18 protein-coding genes are annotated in these 17282 nt (G+C 69.2%); 8 read left to right on the forward strand and 10 right to left on the reverse strand.

Annotated features, from left to right (window positions below):
• Positions 1–20: 20 nt before the first annotated feature.
• A complete protein-coding gene (locus PV396_RS02110; RefSeq protein WP_319199833.1) occupies positions 21–965 on the reverse strand; it encodes a hypothetical protein in 945 nt (314 codons plus the stop codon).
• Between the two features lie 80 nt (positions 966–1045).
• Between PV396_RS02110 and PV396_RS02115 the strand changes: the two genes are divergently transcribed.
• The 4 genes from PV396_RS02115 (at position 1046) to recX (ending at position 5050) form a co-directional block, all read left to right on the forward strand.
• Complete coding sequence (locus tag PV396_RS02115; RefSeq protein ID WP_319199834.1) at positions 1046–1240, forward strand: DUF3046 domain-containing protein; 195 nt, start codon at positions 1046–1048, stop codon at positions 1238–1240.
• 82 nt (positions 1241–1322) lie between these two features.
• A complete protein-coding gene (locus PV396_RS02120) occupies positions 1323–2642 on the forward strand; it encodes an AI-2E family transporter (protein WP_319199835.1) in 1320 nt (439 codons plus the stop codon).
• A 335-nt stretch (positions 2643–2977) separates the two neighbouring features.
• Complete coding sequence (gene recA / locus PV396_RS02125; protein WP_319199836.1) at positions 2978–4102, forward strand: recombinase RecA; 1125 nt, start codon at positions 2978–2980, stop codon at positions 4100–4102.
• A gap of 3 nt (positions 4103–4105) precedes the next feature.
• Entirely contained in the window at positions 4106–5050 is a 945-nt protein-coding gene (gene recX, locus PV396_RS02130; RefSeq protein ID WP_319199837.1) for a recombination regulator RecX, read from the forward strand.
• Positions 5051–5264: 214 nt separating this feature from the next.
• Here recX and PV396_RS02135 read toward each other — a convergent pair whose 3' ends face one another.
• From PV396_RS02135 to PV396_RS02165, 8 genes are all read right to left on the reverse strand, one after another.
• The gene (locus tag PV396_RS02135) at positions 5265–5663 is read right to left on the reverse strand and encodes a rhodanese-like domain-containing protein (protein ID WP_319200621.1); all 399 of its coding nucleotides are present in this window, start codon (positions 5661–5663) and stop codon (positions 5265–5267) included.
• Entirely contained in the window at positions 5654–6205 is a 552-nt protein-coding gene (locus PV396_RS02140) for a cysteine dioxygenase (RefSeq protein WP_319199838.1), read from the reverse strand. Before PV396_RS02140 ends, PV396_RS02135 begins: the two co-directional genes overlap by 10 nt.
• 78 nt (positions 6206–6283) lie before the next feature.
• Positions 6284–6376, reverse strand: a complete 93-nt coding sequence (locus PV396_RS44975) for a putative leader peptide (protein WP_416071316.1) — start codon at positions 6374–6376, stop codon at positions 6284–6286.
• A 102-nt stretch (positions 6377–6478) separates the two neighbouring features.
• Positions 6479–8215, reverse strand: a complete 1737-nt coding sequence (locus PV396_RS02145) for an FAD-dependent monooxygenase (protein WP_319199839.1) — start codon at positions 8213–8215, stop codon at positions 6479–6481.
• Between the two features lie 177 nt (positions 8216–8392).
• Positions 8393–9298 (reverse strand): amino acid ABC transporter permease, encoded by a 906-nt coding sequence (locus PV396_RS02150; RefSeq protein WP_319199840.1) that lies wholly within the window; start codon positions 9296–9298, stop codon positions 8393–8395.
• Complete coding sequence (locus tag PV396_RS02155; RefSeq protein WP_319199841.1) at positions 9295–9963, reverse strand: amino acid ABC transporter permease; 669 nt, start codon at positions 9961–9963, stop codon at positions 9295–9297. Before PV396_RS02155 ends, PV396_RS02150 begins: the two co-directional genes overlap by 4 nt.
• A 75-nt stretch (positions 9964–10038) precedes the next feature.
• Positions 10039–10881, reverse strand: a complete 843-nt coding sequence (locus PV396_RS02160) for a glutamate ABC transporter substrate-binding protein (protein WP_319199842.1) — start codon at positions 10879–10881, stop codon at positions 10039–10041.
• An 88-nt stretch (positions 10882–10969) separates the two neighbouring features.
• Positions 10970–11746, reverse strand: coding sequence for an amino acid ABC transporter ATP-binding protein (locus tag PV396_RS02165; protein WP_319199843.1), 777 nt, complete (start codon positions 11744–11746; stop codon positions 10970–10972).
• A gap of 288 nt (positions 11747–12034) precedes the next feature.
• Here PV396_RS02165 and PV396_RS02170 point away from each other — a divergent pair, with 288 nt between their 5' ends.
• Both PV396_RS02170 and PV396_RS02175 read left to right on the forward strand, forming a co-directional pair.
• Positions 12035–12721 carry a response regulator transcription factor gene (locus PV396_RS02170; protein ID WP_319199844.1) on the forward strand — a complete coding sequence of 229 codons (687 nt, stop codon included), beginning with the start codon at positions 12035–12037 and terminating at the stop codon, positions 12719–12721.
• 9 nt (positions 12722–12730) lie between these two features.
• Entirely contained in the window at positions 12731–14143 is a 1413-nt protein-coding gene (locus PV396_RS02175; protein WP_319199845.1) for a HAMP domain-containing sensor histidine kinase, read from the forward strand.
• 21 nt (positions 14144–14164) lie between these two features.
• Here the strand turns inward: PV396_RS02175 and PV396_RS02180 are convergent, their stop codons facing one another.
• On the reverse strand, positions 14165–15160 hold the full coding sequence (locus tag PV396_RS02180) for a TAXI family TRAP transporter solute-binding subunit (protein WP_319199846.1): 996 nt from the start codon (positions 15158–15160) through the stop codon (positions 14165–14167).
• A 68-nt stretch (positions 15161–15228) separates the two neighbouring features.
• Between PV396_RS02180 and PV396_RS02185 the strand changes: the two genes are divergently transcribed.
• Both PV396_RS02185 and miaB read left to right on the forward strand, forming a co-directional pair.
• Positions 15229–15687: a MazG nucleotide pyrophosphohydrolase domain-containing protein gene (locus tag PV396_RS02185; protein ID WP_319199847.1), complete on the forward strand. Its 459-nt coding sequence runs from the start codon at positions 15229–15231 to the stop codon at positions 15685–15687.
• 40 nt (positions 15688–15727) lie between these two features.
• Positions 15728–17245, forward strand: a complete 1518-nt coding sequence (miaB, locus tag PV396_RS02190; RefSeq protein WP_319199848.1) for a tRNA (N6-isopentenyl adenosine(37)-C2)-methylthiotransferase MiaB — start codon at positions 15728–15730, stop codon at positions 17243–17245.
• Positions 17246–17282: the final 37 nt, after the last annotated feature.

Here is a 17282-nt window from a genome sequence, read left to right on the forward strand (position 1 = left end):
CACCCCCGATCGTGGTGGCGTCAGCCGATGGGGCGGCCGTACGCCCTCAGGGTGCGCAGTGCCTCGACCGTCACCATGGGGCGTGCCTCGAGGGCGGTGCCCGGTGCCCACGCGCGCCAGCGGATGGGCCAGCCGCCGTCCTCGCACTGCTCGCCGGCGAGGAAGTCCAGGGAGCGTGCCATCTCCTCGTCCGTGAACCACGCGCGCGCGAGTGAGCCCGGCGTTTTCGCGTAGTCGTACGGGAAGTGGTGCTCACCCGGGGCGTAGCCGGACGCCACCGGGGAGGCGTCGAGTCGCTCCGGGTCGAGTGCCACGAGCCGGTGCTCGCGTACCAGGCGGCCCAGCCGGTCGGCCGTCGCCTCGGCGCGCGAGCGGTCGGGAACCGAGTCCAGGAAGGCCACGGCGGCCTCGACCTCGTACGGATGGGACTTCTCCAGCGAGTCGACCGCCTGCCAGCAGAAATCCGTGGCCCGGAACAGCCAGGCGTGCCATACCTCGTTGCGGTGCAGCAGACCCACCACCGGGCCGGTGGCGAGGAGTTCGCTGGGCGGGTCGTCCACGATCGGGACGAACGGCGCCGCCGGATAGCCGCGCTGGCTGGGATGGATGGCCGGCAGCGCGCCGTCCGTAGTGGAGATGGACGTCAGATACCGGCACACACGCTCGACCCGCTGTCCGCCGCAGCGCCCGATGGCGTCCAGGACGCGCAGCGCGTGTCCGACGTGCAGGGGTTGGCTGACGGGGCCGCGCAGGTCGGGTTCCAGCGCGTGGCCGTATCCGCCGTCCTCGTTGCGATAGGCCTCCAGCGCGGTCTCGACCGCGTCGGCGCCTCCGTTCAGGAAGTGGTACGCGAAGCGGCGCTGTTCCAGCACGCGCGCGGTGAGCCACATGAAGTGCTCGGCACGGAAGAGCGGGGAACGCGCCGGAGGCGTCGGGGGAAGTGGGGATTCTCCTGTTTCGGCCATGGGTCAGACCGTAGGGCGCAAAGCACCCCTGGCGAGCGGTCCCGGCGCGGGCCCACCCTCAGGGGCGGGATACTGAAGTCATGCGGTTGACGGTCTTCTGGCAGCGGATGGCGGAACACTTCGGTTCGGGCTACGCCGACACCTTCGCGCGCGATCACGTGATGACGGAGCTCGGCGGCCGGACCGTGCACGAGGCCCTGGACGCCGGCTGGGAGGCGAAGGACGTGTGGCGTGTGGTGTGCGTGGCGATGAACGTTCCGTCGGAGAACCGGTGAAATCGCACTGAAACGGCGCCTGTCGGCCACAAAGAGCGCAGGGCGGCGACTGATTGTCGGCGGCGTGGGCGAGACTTGGACCGTGGCATCCACAGACGAGACCGGGCAGCTCGGACAGCAGAAGTCCCAGTTCGGCGCGCAGCCGCCCGCACCCCCGGTCGGGCATGACGCCGGGCAGGGCGCGCGCATGCCACGCTGGCTGCCGCGCGCCATGATGCTGGCGCTTGCCCTGGTCGGCGCGTTCCAGCTGGGCAGCTGGGCCTTTCACCAGCTCACGGGCCTGTTGATCAACATCCTCATCGCGTTCTTCGCGGCGCTCGCGATCGAACCCGCGGTGAGCCGTATGGCGTCGCGCGGTATGCGCCGGGGGCTGGCCACCTTCCTCGTCTTCATCGGTCTGCTCATCGCGATCGCCGGATTCGTCACCCTGCTCGGGTCCATGCTCGCGGGCCAGATCATCAAGATCGTCGAGGACTTCCCGAGCTATCTCGACTCCGTCATCAGCTGGGTCAACGCGCACTTCAACACCGACCTGAAGCGGGTGGACGTCCAGGAGGGCCTGCTCCGTTCCGACTGGCTGCGCAGTTACGTCCAGAACAGCGCCACCGGGGTCCTGGATGTCTCCGCCCAGGTGCTGGGCGGCCTCTTCCAGCTTCTGATGATCACACTGTTCGCGTTCTACTTCGCCGCCGACGGGCCGCGCCTGCGCCGTGCGCTGTGCTCCGTACTGCCGCCCGCCCGGCAGGCCGAGGTACTGCGCGCGTGGGAGATCGCCGTCGACAAGACCGGCGGCTATCTGTACTCGCGCGGCCTGATGGCGCTCATCTCCGGGGTGGCCCACTATGTGCTGCTGGAGATCCTCAGCGTGCCGTACGCGCCCGTGCTCGCCGTCTGGGTGGGACTGGTGTCGCAGTTCATCCCGACCATCGGCACCTATCTCGCGGGCGCCCTGCCGATGCTGATCGCCTTCACAGTCGATCCCTGGTACGCGCTGTGGGTGCTGGTCTTCGTCGTGCTCTACCAGCAGTTCGAGAACTACGTCCTGCAGCCCAAGCTGACCGCGAAGACGGTCGACATCCACCCCGCCGTCGCCTTCGGCTCGGTCATCGCCGGCACCGCACTCCTCGGCGCCGTCGGCGCGCTGATCGCCATTCCGGCGATCGCCACGCTCCAGGCGTTCCTGGGGGCATACGTGAAGCGGTACGACGTCACGGACGACCCTCGTGTCCAGGGGCACCGCAGCCGCGGCGCGGGCGCCCTCACGCGGCTGCGGGGTCTGCTGGAGGGGCGGCGCGGTGCCGGCGCCGACCACCGGGCGCCCTCCGCGGAGGAGCCGGAACCGGGGTCGGGTTCAGGGCCGGATGCCGATTCGTCGTCGGGGGAAGGCTCCGGACGCTCGTAAAAAGCGTTGCTCGTGTCGCGGTGCCGCTGATGAGCGTCGGGTAGCTCGTCCGACGGTGTGCAGAGGTGTCCCCGAGGGGGTCGAACCCGACATCCCGACCGTTGACGTACCGCGAACCCGGTCCCGAACGTGCAGGGTGTTGCGCTTGACACGAAAATCGAACATCCATTCTGATGGAGGTTCCGGCGAGGCTCTCGACGGGGATTTCGTCAGGGTTTCCATGGAGATGTGCCCGAGTTATCCACAGGCCGGACGGGCGTCGGGGCGCATTGTCAGTGGCAGGCGTTAGCGTCTTTGACGTGAAGCGATCGACACAAGCAAATCGGGTGGAACCCATGGCAGGAACCGACCGCGAGAAGGCGCTCGACGCCGCGCTCGCACAGATTGAACGACAGTTCGGCAAGGGCGCGGTGATGCGCCTGGGCGAGCGGCCGAACGAGCCCATCGAAGTCATCCCCACCGGGTCGACCGCGCTCGACGTAGCCCTCGGCGTCGGCGGCCTGCCGCGCGGCCGAGTGGTGGAGGTGTACGGCCCGGAGTCCTCCGGTAAGACGACCCTGACCCTGCACGCCGTGGCGAACGCGCAGCGGGCCGGCGGCCAGGTCGCGTTCGTGGACGCGGAGCACGCCCTCGACCCCGAGTACGCGAAGAAGCTCGGCGTCGACATCGACAACCTGATCCTTTCCCAGCCGGACAACGGCGAACAGGCGCTGGAGATCGTGGACATGCTGGTCCGCTCCGGTGCCCTCGACCTCATCGTCATCGACTCCGTCGCCGCACTCGTCCCGCGCGCGGAGATCGAGGGCGAGATGGGCGACAGCCACGTCGGCCTTCAGGCCCGTCTGATGAGCCAGGCGCTGCGAAAGATCACCAGTGCGCTCAACCAGTCCAAGACCACCGCGATCTTCATCAACCAGCTCCGCGAGAAGATCGGCGTGATGTTCGGCTCCCCGGAGACCACGACCGGTGGCCGGGCGCTGAAGTTCTACGCCTCGGTGCGGCTCGACATCCGTCGCATCGAGACCCTGAAGGACGGCACCGACGCGGTCGGCAACCGCACCCGGGTCAAGGTCGTCAAGAACAAGGTCGCGCCGCCCTTCAAGCAGGCCGAGTTCGACATCCTCTACGGGCAGGGCATCAGCCGCGAGGGCGGTCTGATCGACATGGGCGTGGAGCACGGCTTCGTCCGCAAGGCCGGCGCCTGGTACACGTACGAGGGCGACCAGCTCGGCCAGGGCAAGGAGAACGCCCGCAACTTCCTGAAGGACAACCCCGATCTCGCCAACGAGATCGAGAAGAAGATCCTCGAGAAGCTGGGCGTCGGCGGGCGGTCGGAGAAGCCCACCGAGGAGCCGGGCACTGACGCGGCGGTCACGGCCGGCTCGGACGATCCCGCGAAGACGGTGCCCGCTCCGGCGGCCAAGACCACCAAGGCCAAGGCCACGGCGGTCAAGAGCTAGCCCGTGACACGACGAACCGACTGGGCGGAGTACGTAAACCCCGGTGCCTCGGAAGACCGGGGCCACGGGGGCCCTGCCGGGGGCGGTTACAGCGGCCACGGTGAGGCCTGGCCATACGGGGGTGGCCACGGAGCCCGCGCGGGCGCCGGGTCGTACGAGGGTGACGGCGAAGGTGACTTCGGCGCCGGCGCGCGTCGCGGAGAGGATCTGCCGGGGGACGGCCGACGCAGGGGCGACGGTTCTCCGGGCGGCAGAAAGCGCCGTGGCGCTGGTGGCCCGAGTGGCGAAAGCGGCCCGTACGGCGAGGGCGACTCGCGTGGCGACGGCTCACGTGGTGGACGTGGACGACGTCGGCAGCGCGGCTTCGGTGAGGCGGGCGGCGACCCACAGGACGGAGGTTCCGTTTCCTCGTCGAGGGCCGAGACTGCGGAACCCCCGGCGGACCCGGCTGAGCGGGCGCGGGCGATCTGTCTGCGCCTGCTCACCGGGACCCCGCGTACGCGTAAGCAGCTCGCGGACGCCCTGCACAAGCGCGAGATCCCGGACGAGGTGGCCGAGGAGGTGCTGTCGCGGTTCGAGGAGGTCGGACTGATCAACGACAGCGCGTTCGCGGACGCCTGGGTCGAATCCCGGCACCACAGCCGGGGACTGGCCAGGCGGGCACTCGTACAGGAACTGCGCACCAAGGGCGTGGACCCGACACTCATCGACGAGGCCGTCGGACAGCTCGACTCCGAGCAGGAGGAGACGACCGCGCGTGAACTTGTCGCCCGCAAACTGCGTGCGACCCGCGGTCTCGACCGCGACAAACGGCTGCGGCGCCTGGCGGGCATGCTCGCCCGCAAGGGCTACTCCCAGGGCATGGCCCTGCGGGTGGTCCGCCAGGCGCTGGAGGAGGAGGGCGAGGACGGCGAGGACACCGAGTTCCTCGTTGACGACGGGTACTGAGCCCTGCTGGGCCGAGGTCTGGCCGTCCCGAGCGGCAGTCGGGTGCTCGGGGGGTCCACGTCCCCGGCTCTGAACACGGTGGACGCGCGGGGGCGCCGACCGCGTTCAGAGCCGGACGGACGGAACGACGACAGCGACAACGACGACAGCGACGACAACGACGACAGCGACAACGACGACAACGACGACTTCGCGCACGCAGATTCCGGTACGCCTAGGAGGTCACCGGAAGTCCGGCCGCCCGCCACGCCTGGAACCCGCCGACCAGGTCGGTCGCCCGCCGCAGCCCCAACTGGTGCAGCGACGAGACCGCGAGGCTCGACGCGTATCCCTCGTTGCAGATCACCACGATCCGCAGGTCATGGCCGGTCGCCTGTGGGGCGCGATGGCTGCCCCGGGGATCCAGGCGCCACTCCAGCTCGTTGCGCTCGATGACGAGCGCGCCGGGAATCAGACCGTCCCGCTCCCGCAGGGCCGCGTACCGAATGTCCACCAGCAGTGCCTCGCCGGCCTGCGCGGCCTCGTACGCCTCGGGTGTCTCCACGCGCGCGTAGGTGTCGCGGACGCGGTCGAGCAACTCGTCGATGCCGAGCGGCTGTTCGCTCACTGCCAGTCCTGCGGGCGCTCCACGTGCTCCAGGCGCAGCACCGGTCCCGTGCGGCTGTAGCGGCGGATCTGGGGCAGCGGCGGGTAGTAGGCGTGGACCGAGATCGCGTGCTCGTCGCGGGACTCGTTGAGCACCTCGTGCACATGGTGGCGGCCGAAGCTCCGGCCCTGGCCGGCCGCCAGTCGTCGCTCCCGGTCGACGTCCTCGGAGAGTTCGAGGGTCTTCCAGCCGTCGGTGGGCAGCCGGGCGGCGAGCGAGTTCTCCTTGAGTTCGCCGGCCGCGGTGAGGAAGGCACCGACCGAGTCGGCGTGGTCGTGCCAGCCGGTACCGGTGCCGGGCGGCCACCCGATCAGCCAGGCCTCGCTGCCACCGGGACCCTCGAGACGCACCCAGGTACGCCCTTCGGGGTCGAGCGGCAGGGAGGCGATCAGCTCGGCGTCGGCGGCCGTACGCCGTACGAAGCCGAGAAGTTCCGCCTGGGTCGGGGTCCTGGGCGCACCGGCGGCCTGAGCGGGTGCGGGTGCGGATACGGAGGGTGACACGGACACGGGTACCGTCCTGGTGACGTTCGCGGGGAGCGCGCGATGGCGTGGATGAACGGCGCGCGCGGGAAAGTGGGATGCGAATCAGCAGGACGGACGACACACGCAGCCCGCGTAGCGGACGAGGTCCATGTGGACCCTCCGCCACAGGCGCACATCAGTGTCGACTTTGGTCACGTTCCGGAGTACAGCATGACGGTGCGGAGCGGTCAACTCCGCCTCACCATGTGGACTCGCGCGAGGAGAGGGGCGTAGGGGGGGCGCGGGAAAGGGGAGGTGTCAGCGCCTGCCAGCCGCAGCTTCCGTGTTCGACGTCGTGTCCGATGTCTCGTTCGTATCGCCGGCCTCGCTCGCCTCCTCGGCCTCGGCCCTGGCCTTCGCCCTGTCCTGCACGGGGCCGCCCAGGGTTGCCTCGGCCGCCGCGTACAGGTCTGCGGGCCGTACCCCGTTCAGCGCCGTGACCAGGTGCCCGTCCGGGCGGATCAGGAGCACGGTGTGGGCTGCCGCGCCCGGATAGCTTTCGGTGACCAGCAGCTCGGCGGGATGCGGCAGCGCCGCCACCGCGGCCGCCAGCCGGGGCATGATCCCGGCGCTCACCCAGTGCTTGCGCTCCCACACCCCTGTACCCGGCGCGACCAGCAGCACCAGCAGCGCGCCCCGGCCCAGCCGTTCCCGCAGTTGTACGAAGGAACCGTCCTCCGCGGTGACCCGTACGTCCGTCACCTGGGAGCCGGGCGGGGTGTCCACCGAGATCTCCGCCTCGATGTGCTGGGGCGACAGCGGTGAAAGGGCGTACGCCCCCGGCGCGCCCAGGATGCCACGCCCCAGGTGACCGTCCGTGAGGAGCCCGTCGTGTCCGCGGGCCGACCCGGGGACGTACGACCGCAGCCCTCCGCCGCCGCGCAGCAGCGGCAGTGCCTGGTCGGCGGCGCGCAGTCGGGCGGAGACGGCCGCGCGACGCTCGGCCTGATAGCTGTCGAGCAGTGCCTCGTGCGGGCCGTGATGCCAGGCCAGGGCCAGCTTCCAGGCGAGGTTGTCGGAGTCCCGCAGCCCCTCGTCCAGCCCCTGGGTGCCGAGCGTGCCGAGCAGATGCGCGGCGTCCCCGGCGAGGAAGACCCGCCCGGCCCGCCAGCGCCGGGCGAGCCGGTGGTGGACGATGTGGACACCGGTGTCGAGCAGGTCGTACGGCGGTGTGGAACCGTCGCTCCAGCCCGCGAGGGTCTCCCGGACGCGGGTCACGAGGAGTTCGGGCGTGACCAGGTCCTTGCCGGGCGGCATCAGCCAGTCCAGGCGCCACACGCCGTCGGGAAGAGGACGGGCGGTGATCTCCCCGGCCGAGGGGCCGGACGTCCGCCACGGAGGCATCCGGTGCAACAACGCCTCGCCGGGCCACGGAAGTTCCGTACGCAGCGCGGCCACGGCGTGTCGTTCGACGGCGGTACGCCCGGGAAAGCGGATGTCCTGGAGTTTGCGCACCGTGGAGCGGGGGCCGTCGCAGCCGACGAGGTAACTGCCGCGCCACCAGGTGCCGGCCGGGCCGCGGGTGTGGGCCGTGATGCCGGATGGTTCCTGCTCGATGGAATCGAGGCGGCTGTTGACGGCGACCTTGACGAGCCGCTCGCGCGCGATGGCGGCACGCAGTGCGCCGGTCACGATGTGCTGGGCGATGTGCAGGGGGGCGTCGGATTCGGTGACGGGCTGCGAGGTCGGTCCCGGCGGGGGCGTGTCGGCCGGCCCGTCCGGCTCCTCGCCGCCGAAGGAGATCCGACGCATCACCTGCTTGCGCCGCATCGACCGCCATCCGGCCCAGCGGAAACCGGCGTCGGCGATCGGCACACCGGACAGCCGCTCCAGAAGCGCGGCGGTGTCCTCGCGCAGCACGACCGTGCGCGCGGGGCGCTGGTCGTCCTTGCCCGGCCCCTCGTCGAGAACGACCGAGGGGACCTCCTGACGCGCCAGCGCAAGCGCCAGCGTGAGACCGACCGGCCCCGCGCCGACGATGATCACCGGGTCCATGGCGCGGCGCCCCCTGCCCAGAGCGACGTTTTCATCGAAACAAGTGAACAGGAAGTTGGAGCGGGGTGCACGATCACAGAACGTATGCAACAGATTGCGGGTGCTTGCGTCAAGTGACGGAGGGCAGTGGCGATCATGCCACTGCCCTCCGTGTGCTGCACGCCGATTGACTGAGCGTCAGAGGCCGCCTGTGCCGCCGGCGGCTCCCGTTCCCGCAGCGCCCGCGATCGACGCGTCGTTCGGATCGAGTACCACGCCGGTGCTCTTCTTGCCGCGCCTGAGGCGCCGCTCCAGCCAGCTCGCGAAGGTCGTGAGAGCGAAGTTGATCGCGATGAAGATCAGAGCGACAACCGTGAAGCTGGCGATGATGTTGGCGCCGTAGTAGGAGCTCATCGGGCTCACCGCGGCGATCAGATCGGGGAACGTGAGGACGCCGCCACCGAGAGCCGTGTCCTTCACGATCACGACCATCTGGCTGACGATCGTCGGCAGCATCGCGGTGACCGCCTGCGGCAGCAGGATCGTCCGCATGACCTGGCTCTTGCGTAGACCGATCGCCATGGCGGCTTCGGACTGGCCCCTGGGCAGTGCCAGGATGCCCGCCCGGACGATCTCCGCGAGGACCGCCGCGTTGTACAGCACAAGGCCCGTGACAACCGCGTAGAAGGGCACGTCGTCCGAGCTGACGTTCGTGTACTCGGAGTACAGGGCGACCCCGAAGATCATCAGGATCAGTACCGGGATGGCACGGAAGAACTCCACGACCACGGCGGCCGGTACACGTACCCACACGTGATCGGAGAGCCGTGCGATACCGAAGACCGCCCCGAGCGGCAGCGCGATGACCATGGCGAGCGCCGCAGCCTTCAGCGTGTTCTGCAGTCCGGGCCAGATGTATGTGGACCAGGCTTCCGTCCCGCCGAGGAAGGGCTTCCACTTCGCCCACTCCAGCTGCTGCTTGTCCTGGAGAGCGTCGAACACCCACCACAGCACTGCCGCGAGGGCGATGAAGAAGACGACGGTGATAAGGACGTTGCGCCGCTTGGCCCGGGGACCCTGGGCGTCGTACAGAACGGAGCTCATCGCTTCACCGCCACCTTCTTGCCCACCCAGCCCATGATCAGACCGGTCGGCAGCGTCAGACACACGAAACCGAAGGCGAAGACCGCGGAGATCAGGATCAGCTGGGCCTCGTTCTCGATCATCGTCTTCATCAGCAGGGCTGCTTCGGCGACGCCGATCGCCGCGGCCACCGTGGTGTTCTTGGTGAGGGCGATCAGGACGTTCGCCAGCGGGCCGACCACCGAACGGAACGCCTGCGGCAGCACCACCAGGGTCAGCACCTGGGTGAAGTTCAGGCCGATGGCACGCGCCGCCTCCGCCTGGCCGACCGGCACCGTGTTGATGCCGGAGCGCAGGGCCTCACACACGAAGGCCGAGGTGTAGAGGATCAGACCCAGCACGGCGAGCCGAAAGTTCAGGGTCTCGAAGTTGTTCGGTGCGCCCATGGTGACGCTGAGTGTCTGATTCAAACCCAGTGAGGTGAACAGGATGATCACGGTCAGCGGGATGTTCCGAACGATGTTCACGTAGGCGGTGCCGAAGCCGCGCATCAGCGGCACCGGACCGACGCGCATGGCGGCCAGCATGGTTCCCCACACCAGCGAACCGACGGCCGAGAGAAGGGTGAGCTGGACAGTCACCCAGAAGGCACCCAGCAGGTCGTAACCTTCAAGAAAGTCGAACACGATCTCCCGCGCTTCCGCGTGTCGAGGGCCCCGGTGCGCCGGCCTGAGGACCGGCGCACCCCGTCAGGCGCTGATTCAGCTCTTGATGTCGCCGATCTTCGGCGCGGGCTCGTTCTTGTAGCCGGCCGGGCCGAGGTTGGCGTCCACGGCCTTCTGCCAGGAGCCGTCGGAGACCATCTTCTCGAGGGCGGTGTTGATCTTCGCCTTCAGATCGCTGCCCTTCTTGACGCCGATGCCGTAGTTCTCGTTGGTCATCTTGAAGCCGCCGAGCTTGAACTTGCCCTTGAAGGCGTCCTGCGCGGCGTAGCCGGCGAGGATCGAGTCGTCCGTGGTCAGCGCGTCGATGGCCTTGTTCTGCAGACCGGACAGGCAGGCCGAGTACGTCGGGTAGTTCTGCAGCTGGGCCTTGGGCGCCAGCGTGTCATGGATGTTCTGAGCCGAGGTCGAGCCGGTCACCGAGCACAGCTTCTTGCTGTTGAGGTCCGCCGGCGACTTGATCGAGTCGTCGTCGGAGCGGATCAGGACGTCCTGGTGGGCCAACAGGTACGGACCGGCGAAGTCGACCTTCGCCAGACGCTTGTCGTTGATCGAGTACGAGGCCGCGATGAAGTCGACGTCGCCGCGCTGCAGCATGGTCTCGCGGTCGGCGCTCTTCGACTCCTTCCACTCGATCTGGTCCTCGCTGTAGCCCAGTTCCTTGGCGACGTATTTGGCGACGTCGACGTCGAAGCCCGTGTAGCCCTGGGGGGTCTTCTGGCCGATGCCGGGCTGGTCGAACTTGATGCCTACGGTGATCTTCTTGCCGTCACCCGAGCCGCTGCCGGAGCTGTCCTTGTCGCTGTCACCCCCGCACGCCGTGGCGGTGAGTGCGAGGACGAGGGCTGCGGCCGAGGCGGCGGTGACCTTGCGGAGCTTCATGGTGAACATCCTTTGGCTGGTGGAGTGACGCGGGCCGTCGGTGCCGTGCGGGTCCGACGGGCGAGGCCCGCCGGGAACGCGGAGGTCGTCAGTGGTGCAGGATCTTGGACAGGAAGTCCTTGGCGCGGTCGCTGCGCGGGTTGCTGAAGAACTGGTCCGGCACAGCCTCTTCGACGATGCGGCCGTCCGCCATGAACACCACCCGGTTGGCGGCCGAACGGGCGAACCCCATCTCGTGGGTGACGACGATCATGGTCATGCCGTCGCGGGCGAGTTGCTGCATGACCTCGAGGACCTCGTTGATCATCTCCGGGTCGAGCGCCGACGTGGGCTCGTCGAAGAGCATGACCTTGGGGTCCATGGCCAGGGCACGCGCGATGGCGACACGCTGCTGCTGGCCGCCGGAGAGCTGCGCGGGGTACTTGTCCGCCTGGGTCGCGACGCCCACCCGGTCGAGCAGGGTGCGGGCCTTCTCCTCGGCCACCTTCTTGTCGGCCTTGCGGACCTTGACCTGGCCCAGCATCACGTTCTCGAGGACCGTCTTGTGCGCGAAAAGATTGAAGGACTGGAAGACCATGCCGACGTCGGCGCGCAGCCGGGCCAGCTCCTTGCCCTCCTGGGGCAGTGGCTTGCCGTCGATCGAGATGGCTCCCGAATCGATGGTCTCCAGACGGTTGATGGCGCGGCACAGGGTGGACTTACCGGACCCCGAGGGTCCGATCACCACGACCACCTCGCCACGGGTGATGGTCAGGTCGATGTCCTGGAGAACATGCAACGCGCCAAAGTGCTTGTTGACGCTCTTCAGGACAACCAGATCGCCGGTCGCGGCCGCGTCGTCCTTGGCAACCGATACTTCCGTCATCGCTTACTGGCTCCGTCCACCTCGGTTTCGGAGGACAGTAGTGACCCCCCGAGACCAGCGTCATTACATCTGAGGGGAACTTGAGGATAACGATCTGATGTCAGGTCAACACAGTTTGTAGCGCCATTCGAAAGATACGTAGCGGCTGGATAAACAGGCGTACCGGCTGGATAACGGATGCGGTCCGCAACCGGGACGAGGCACGCGCGCGTGGGGGTCCACGTGGTGTACTCCGCTTGACACACGGTTGCACCACGACCGAATCCGACGAAACCGAAAGGGGTCGCGATGAGACTGCTCCTCGTCGAGGACGACAACCACGTCGCCGCCGCGCTTTCCGCGGTCCTGGCGCGGCACGGTTTCGACGTCACCCACGCCCGCAGCGGCGAGGAGGCCCTCCAGGCACTCGTCCCGGAGGGCAACGGCTTCGGCGTGGTGCTGCTCGATCTGGGCCTGCCCGACCAGGACGGCTACGAGGTGTGCGGCAAGATCCGCAAGCGCACCAGCACCCCCGTGATCATGGTCACCGCGCGCTCCGACGTCCGCTCCCGCATCCACGGCCTCAACCTCGGCGCCGACGACTACGTGGTGAAGCCGTACGACACCGGGGAGTTGCTCGCCCGGATCCACGCCGTCAGCCGGCGCAACGTCCACGAGGACAGCGCCGACGCCGGTGAGAACGCGCTGCTCCTGGGGTCCTTGCGGATCGAACTGTCCACCCGGCAGGTGCTCGTGGACGGTTCGGTCGTCCAGTTGACCCGCAAGGAGTTCGATCTGCTCGCCCTCCTCGCGCAGCGTCCCGGAGTGGTCTTCCGCCGGGAGCAGATCATCAGTGAGGTCTGGCGCACCAGCTGGGAGGGGACCGGCCGCACTCTGGAGGTGCATGTCGCGTCCCTGCGTGCCAAGTTGCGCATGCCGGCGCTGGTCGAGACCGTCCGCGGCGTGGGCTACCGGCTCGTCGCCCCGACGCAGTAGCGGGCACGGGTGCGCACACGCCTTCTCCCGCTGCTCATCGTCCTGATGGCCGCCGTCCTGCTCGCGCTCGGCATCCCGCTCGCCATCAGCGTGGCCGGCGCCCAGCAGCAGACGGTCGTGGTCGACCGGATCGACGACACCGCGCGCTTCGCCGCGCTCGCCCAGTACGTCACCGACCGGCCCGTCGGCTCCCGGGTCAAGGACGCCGTCACCGACGAGCGCGGCGAGACCCTCCAGCGCGAACTCGAGAGCTACTACGACGTCTACGGCATCCGTGCCGGGGTCTTCTACCGCAACGACGCTCCCATGGCCAACGCGCCGGCCGACTGGTACCTGCCAAAAACGGGCGAGGTGCGCGACGCGTTCGCCGAAGCGCTCCTCTCGCGCCGCAGCCACGACCCCCAGCAGGTCTGGCCCTGGCAGGACCACCGGCTCGTCGTCGCCTCACCGGTCATCCGGGACGGCGATGTCGTGGCCGTCGTGGTCACCGACTCACCCACCGGGCAGATGCGTTCACGGACACTGCACGGCTGGCTCGTCGTCGGCGCCGGTGAGATCGCCGCGATGCTGCTCGCCGTGGGAGCCGCGCTGCGCCTCACCGGCTGGGTGCTCAAGCCCGTACGCGTCCTCGACGCCACCACGCACCACATCGCGACCGGCAGCCTGAAGTCCCGGGTGGCGGTGGCCGGCGGGCCGCCGGAACTCAGACGGCTGGCCCGGTCGTTCAACGAGATGGCCGACAACGTCGAGGACGTGCTGGAGCAGCAGCGCGCCTTCGTCGCCGACGCCTCGCACCAGCTGCGCAACCCGCTCTCGGCGCTGCTGCTGCGCATCGAACTGCTCGCACTCGAACTGCCGGAGGGAAACGAGGAGATCGCATCGGTCCGCACCGAGGGCAAGCGCCTGGCCGAGGTCCTGGACGACCTCCTCGACCTGGCGCTGGCCGAACACGCCGAGGCGGACCTCGTCCTCACCGACATCGGCGCGCTGACGGCCGAGCGGGTCGCCGCCTGGACCCCGCTCGCCGAGGCCAAGGGGGTTCGCCTGGTCGGCGACTGCCCGGCCACCACCGCGTGGGCCGACCCGGTCACGCTGTCCAGCGCCCTGGACGCGGTGATCGACAACGCGGTGAAGTTCACGTCCGAGGACGAGTGCGTGCGTGTGTCGGTCGCGTCGAACGGTGAGACCTCGACGGTCGTGGTCACCGACGGCGGCCCGGGCCTCACCGACGACGAACTCGCCCGTATCGGCGACCGCTTCTGGCGCAGCGGCCGGCACCAGAACGTCAAGGGGTCCGGCCTCGGCCTGTCCATCTCGCGCGTCCTGCTGGCGGCGGGCGGCGGCACGATCTCGTACGGGCATCACGAGCCGCACGGTCTGAAGGTGACGGTGCGGGTGCCGAGGTCGGGCCCGGTGTCCTGAGGGCCGGCGCGCCCGCGGGCCCTATGGCTTGACCGAGCGGTAGTAGCGCCTGGCGCCGTCGTGCAGGGTCAGCGGGTCGGTGTAGATGGCGGTCCGCAGGTCCACGAGCTGCGCCGAGTGGACATGGGCGCCGATGCGGTCCCGGCTGTTGATCACCGACCGGGTGAGCCACTCGGTGAGCCTCGGGTCCACGTCCTCGCGTGTCATGAGCAGGTTGGCCACCGCGAGCGTCGCCACGGTCGAGCCGTCCTGGATGGACGGGTAGGCCGACTCGGGCATGTTGGTGGCCCGGTAGTAGCGCGAGGCCCCGCCCTGTTCGTGCAGCTTGGTGACCAGGTCCCCGTCGATCGGGATGAAGCGGAAGGGGAAGCTCTTCGCCAGCTGCACCAGACCGTTCGTGGGCAGCCCGCCCGACCAGAAGAAGGCGTCGATCTGACCCCGCTGGAGCCGTCCGGGCCCGGTGCTGATGCCGTCGGCGAAGGGTTTGATGTCCGTGGCGGGGTCGAGGCCGGCTGCGGTGAGTATCTTGTCGGCGATCAGCCGTACGCCCGACCTCTCCGGCCCTATCGAGACGCGTTTGCCCCGCAGGTCTTCCACGGTGTTGATCTTCGAGTCGCGCGGAACGACAAGCTGCATGTAGTCGTCGTACAGACGTGCGACTCCGCGCAGTTTGTCGGCCCCCGGCAGCCGCTGCAGTTTGTACGTCTCCACGGCGTCGGCCGCCGCGATGGTGAAGTCCGCCGCGCCCGTCGCCACACGCCTGACGTTCTCCTGGGACCCCTGGCTGTCCATCATCTGGACGTCCAGGTCCGGCATGTCCTTGGCGAAGGCCGTGCTGAGCCTCGATCCGTACTGCTGGTAGACGCCGGCGGGCGTTCCGGTGCTGAACCTGATCGTCCCGCCCGGGGGCGCCTCGTCCAGTGGCAGCAGCCACCACAGCAGCAGCCCGAAGACCACGAAACCGGCGGCCGACCCCATGAGGGCGTGTCGCCTGCGGATCCGGAGCACCGTGAACATGCGCGAGATCCTGCCAGTAGGGCCCCGGTGCTGGCCAGGAGAAAGGGCGAGATCGCTAGAGTCCCCGCATGCGTCCCGGTACCCCTGCCCCCTCAACCCCCGCCTCCCCCTCCACCGCAACCTCTCCCTCTTCGCCCGCTGCCCTCGTCCGGGAATTCCATCTGGCTTTCGGACTCGACACCCGCAGTACGCCCACCGAGGTCTCCCCGCAGCTCGCGGCGCACCGGGGTGAGCTGCTCGCGGAGGAGGCGGCGGAGGTCGCCGAGGTCGCGGTCACCGGCCCCCTGGACCGGCTCGCGCACGAACTGGCGGATGTCGTCTACGTCGCGTACGGCACGGCTCTGGTCCACGGCATCGACCTCGACGCGGTGATCGCGGAGATCCACCGCGCCAACATGACCAAGCTGGGCCCTGACGGCCTGGTCGCCCGCAGGGCCGACGGCAAGGTGCTCAAGGGCGACCACTACCGGGCCCCGGACGTCGGAGCGGTCCTGCGCGGCCAGGGGTGGAAGGCGGGCGAAAGGTAACCCGTACGGCCCTGCCTCACGTACCGCCTACCCTTGTCGCATGAGCAGCAGTGACCGGAGCCAGGCCGTGGGCGTCAAGACATACGAAGTGCGCACCTACGGGTGCCAGATGAACGTCCACGATTCCGAGCGATTGTCCGGACTGCTCGAGAACGCGGGTTATGTACGAGCGCCCGAGGGTGCCGACGGTGACGCGGACGTCGTCGTCTTCAACACCTGCGCCGTCCGCGAGAACGCCGACAACCGGCTGTACGGCAACCTCGGCCGGCTCGCGCCGATGAAGACGAAGCGTCCCGGGATGCAGATCGCCGTGGGCGGCTGCCTCGCGCAGAAGGACCGCGACACCATCGTGAAGAGGGCGCCCTGGGTGGACGTCGTCTTCGGTACGCACAACATCGGCAAGCTGCCCGTCCTGCTGGAACGCGCGCGCGTGCAGGAAGAGGCGCAGGTCGAGATCGCCGAGTCGCTGGAGGCCTTCCCGTCGACGCTGCCGACGCGGCGCGAGAGCGCGTACGCGGCCTGGGTGTCGATCTCCGTCGGCTGCAACAACACATGCACCTTCTGCATCGTCCCGGCCCTGCGCGGCAAGGAGAAGGACCGCCGCACCGGCGACATCCTCGCGGAGATCGAGGCGCTGGTCGCCGAGGGAGTCTCCGAGATCACCCTGCTCGGGCAGAACGTCAACGCGTACGGCTCCGACATCGGCGACCGCGAGGCCTTCAGCAAGCTGCTGCGGGCCTGCGGGAAGATCGACGGCCTGGAGCGGGTCCGCTTCACCTCCCCGCACCCGCGCGACTTCACCGACGACGTCATCGCCGCCATGGCCGAGACACCGAACGTGATGCCGCAGCTCCACATGCCCATGCAGTCCGGCTCGGACACCATCCTGAAGGCGATGCGCCGCTCGTACCGCCAGGAGCGCTACCTGGGCATCATCGAGAAGGTGCGGGCCGCCATCCCGCACGCGGCGATCACCAGCGACATCATCGTGGGCTTCCCCGGCGAGACCGAGGAGGACTTCGAGCAGACGATGCACGCGGTGCGCGAGGCACGCTTCGCGCAGGCGTTCACCTTCCAGTACTCCAAGCGCCCCGGCACCCCGGCCGCCACGATGGACGACCAGATCCCCAAGGAGGTCGTCCAGGCGCGTTACGAGCGGCTCGCCGCCCTCCAGGAGGAGATCTCCTGGGACGAGAACAAGAAGCAGGTCGGCCGCACCCTGGAGCTGATGGTCGCCGAGGGCGAGGGCCGCAAGGACGGTGCCACCCACCGGCTCTCCGGCCGTGCTCCGGACAACCGGCTGGTCCACTTCACCAAACCGGACACCGCGGTGCGCCCCGGGGACGTGGTCACGGTCGAGATCACCTACGCCGCCCCGCACCACCTGCTCGCCGAGGGCGCCGTGCTCGACGTGCGTCCCACGCGCGCGGGTGACGCCTGGGAGAAGCGCAACGCGGTGGAGGCCGCGAAACCGGCCGGCGTCATGCTGGGCCTGCCGGGGATCGGGGCGCCGGCTGCGCAGCCGGTGGCCGCGGGGAGCGGCTGCGGCTGCGACTGACGGCCCGCCGCAGCACGGCAAGCCGGTCGTGCCCGTG

This window comes from Streptomyces sp. ME02-8801-2C (assembly GCF_033793965.1).
GTDB lineage: Bacteria > Actinomycetota > Actinomycetes > Streptomycetales > Streptomycetaceae > Streptomyces.